Below are 3,074 nucleotides of genomic sequence, written 5' to 3'. Positions count from 1 at the left end.
TTATCCGCGCAATCCTCAATATAATGCGACGTGATAGCTTTGTAAAAACCGTATTCATCAAGCGGAAGCGCCTTTTTATAATCATCCTCGCGAGCATTTATTATCGGCTTGTGTTTACCGTACTCTGCACCGCTTCCAAACGATATGATCTTTGCGACCTTGTTTTTTTGCTTGACAATATTGAAAAAAATCCGCAAATTATACTCAGTCACATTTGTCATATACAGCGTATCGCGACCGCCGCCACGATTGGCTAGATGAACGATAGCATCGATTTTATGCGCACGGACAAAATCGTCAACTGCGCTTTCGTCAGTCAAATTTAGCTCGCTACTTTTTGGAGCGAAAACGTTTAAATTTTCATTTAGCGCAAGACGCTTTTTTAAATGCGATCCAATAAAACCGCCACCGCCCGTGATGAAAAGATTCATCTAGCGCTTAGCCTTTTTTCTAAATCTTCTATACGCTGTTCGTCCTCAGCTTTTATCCTTGCGTAAAATCTTCTTTTCGACTTTAGCCACAACAGTTCAAATTTTAATGCCGCGTCGATTCCTTCGCGCGGATTGGCATTAATAGAGTCTATAGCAAAAACTACTTTGCGGGTTTCATATTTGTCTATTAAATTTTCTGCTTTTAGAGTCTTGATAAAATCAATAGATTTGGCTGTAATATTTCCGCCTATTGCGAATTTTAAACCTCTCGCTTTTACGGCGCGAGATACTCGCTGAACGGCATTTAAAATTTTCTCATTATCTACATTTTTTTTAGCCAAACCACATGACTGTGCAAAATCGCTTCTACCGAATGTAATGCTTCTTAGTAGAGAAATTTTTTCTAATTTTAAAATTTCATCTATATTTTCTACTGCGGTTTTTGTCTCGATATTTATAGCAAAATCTATATAATCTCGATTATCTGGATTTATTAAATTTTCTATAACACCTAGATATTTATAAACAGCATACGGGGTTTCTACCATAGGTGCAATGAGTCCCTCTACACCCAAAATGATACTATTATAAATATCCGTAACCGCCTCAGCTCCACCGATCTTTAAGATGATAGGCAAATCTGCTCGATTGGCAATATCTCGCAAACGCATCATCTCCTCCATACGACTTCCCTCGGCTTCAAACTCGGCCTTTAACTCAAATACGCCATATTCGTTTTTAAGCCTTTTAAGTACGTCTACCATCTCAAATTCATTTATATTCATACCTCTTCCTCCAATACGCTTAATATCATTTTAATATCGCCCATATACTTACTATTCCTCTCTACATATCCCCAATCGGGCTGTAATAGCTTAAGTCCTTTTATGCGCTCACATTTTTTTAAATGCATTTCTGAATCATCTATAAAAATCCCGCTATCGCCATCTTTTAAAATTGAATTTATTATATTAGCTTTTGAATTAAATTTAGCAAATATATCTGCCCCCAATATATTATCGTTATTTATAAATTGAATATTAAATCTTTTGGCTAAATCCAATACGGTTTTACTATCTTTAGTAGTTACAATAAAAGTCTGCCGATTCAACTTCATATTTAATAGCTCCAATAAAAACGGATATGGCCTATTCAAAGCCAACCAATTTTCATAGTTATTTGCTTTTAATTTTTTACGAGTCTCAAAAAAGTCTTTTTCAAATTTTTTGGCTTCATCGTTATAATCAAAAACTAAAAGCTCTTTATCGTTATTAGTTATAGCTGTCATCACGAAATAATAATTCCATGCCGGACCCACAAGAGGTCTGAATTTTAAAAATTCAGCATATTGCTTTTCATCAAATTTTTGCCTTAAAAAACTTGGCGTAGATCTACAAACCTCGTAGGCTTCACGTGCAGTATCAAAAAGGACGCCGTCAAAGTCTAAAAATAAAAATCTCATATCAATCCAAAGGCTTTACTATCATATTTTTATAAAATTCATCTCGAGGTAAAAATGGAGCAAGATCTTCCAATGGTTTTGATATCATAGTCCCATTCTGAAGCTTTATAGATGCAACTTTTGGCCCTATGGCTTCATTAGGCGGCAGCATCACTTCGCAAAACACCGATCCCTCGCATGATAAAATTTCATCTATTTTTGCATTGGCATCATCATTATTTTTAATTTGAAATACTTTAAAGCCATAAATTTTAGCAAGCGCCTTCATATCCGGTATACTTACACCACTTATAGGACTTTCGCCGACAAAATTGTTATTGAAATAATTATGTTGAGTTATGCGTATAGAGAGGTATCCATTATTGTTATACATAAAAATTTTAACGGGAAGCCTATAGTGGATAATAGTTTGCAATTCCTGGATATTCATCTGAATGCTTCCATCACCGGTTAAGCATATAGTTTGTCTTTTATTATTTGCTACGCATGCACCAATTAGTGCCGGCAAATCATAGCCCATAGAAGCACATCCGACATTTGCAAAAAGCCTATCACCCGCTCGTACCGGATAGCTCTGAAATGTTGATGTATATGCTATGCCATTGCCGGTAAGCAAGAGAGAATTTTTTGGTAATTTCTCTGAAAGTAATCTTGGAAAATAATATGAACTGACATAATTCTTCTCTTTCAATACGGACTTATCAAAAACAGGATATTTCATTTTTATTCTATTACAATATTTAAGCCAGTCTCCAATTTCTAGATTTAAATCTCTAGCTTTTTCTCTAAGATCATTTATAAAAACCTTTGCATCGGATTTAATTTTTATATCCGGAATAAAAGTTTTTTTATTAAGTTCGTTTTCATCTATATCAATCATAATTTTTTTGGCTTCTCGCGCAAAAAATTCCCAATTAAAGCTCAAAATTCTAAGATTTAATCTTGTACCTAATACTATTACCAAATCGCTATTTTGAATTACAAAATTTCCGGCCCTCTCACCTAAAATTCCCGGTCTACCAAAAAAATACTTATTTGAAGTCTCTATTAAATCAACTCCTGAAATAGAAGTCAAAACAGGGATTTTTAACTCGTCAATCAAGGCTCTAAAATCATCTTTTGCATTGGCTAACCTCACTCCGTTACCCACAATGATAACGGGGCGTTTAGCAGCTTTTAAC

4 protein-coding genes are annotated in these 3,074 nt (G+C 34.7%); all 4 read right to left on the bottom strand.

Going from position 1 to position 3,074, the window contains the following annotated elements:
* The coding region (locus Q0256_RS08895; RefSeq protein WP_297962311.1) for an NAD-dependent epimerase/dehydratase family protein at positions 1–431 on the bottom strand (431 nt) is incomplete at its 3' end.
* Complete coding sequence (locus tag Q0256_RS08890; protein WP_297962309.1) at positions 428–1,216, bottom strand: aldolase/citrate lyase family protein; 789 nt, start codon at positions 1,214–1,216, stop codon at positions 428–430. The genes Q0256_RS08890 and Q0256_RS08895, both read right to left, overlap by 4 nt.
* Positions 1,213–1,893, bottom strand: coding sequence for a hypothetical protein (locus tag Q0256_RS08885; RefSeq protein WP_297962307.1), 681 nt, complete (start codon positions 1,891–1,893; stop codon positions 1,213–1,215). The genes Q0256_RS08890 and Q0256_RS08885 overlap by 4 nt, the downstream gene beginning before the upstream one ends.
* 1 nt (position 1,894) lies before the next feature.
* A partial coding sequence (locus Q0256_RS08880) for a thiamine pyrophosphate-dependent enzyme (RefSeq protein WP_297962305.1) occupies positions 1,895–3,074 on the bottom strand: 1,180 nt, incomplete at its 5' end.

Origin of the sequence: uncultured Campylobacter sp. (assembly GCF_937949835.1) — a bacterium.
Lineage (GTDB): Bacteria > Campylobacterota > Campylobacteria > Campylobacterales > Campylobacteraceae > Campylobacter_B.
This window is presented reverse-complemented; position numbering and strand designations above follow the sequence as displayed.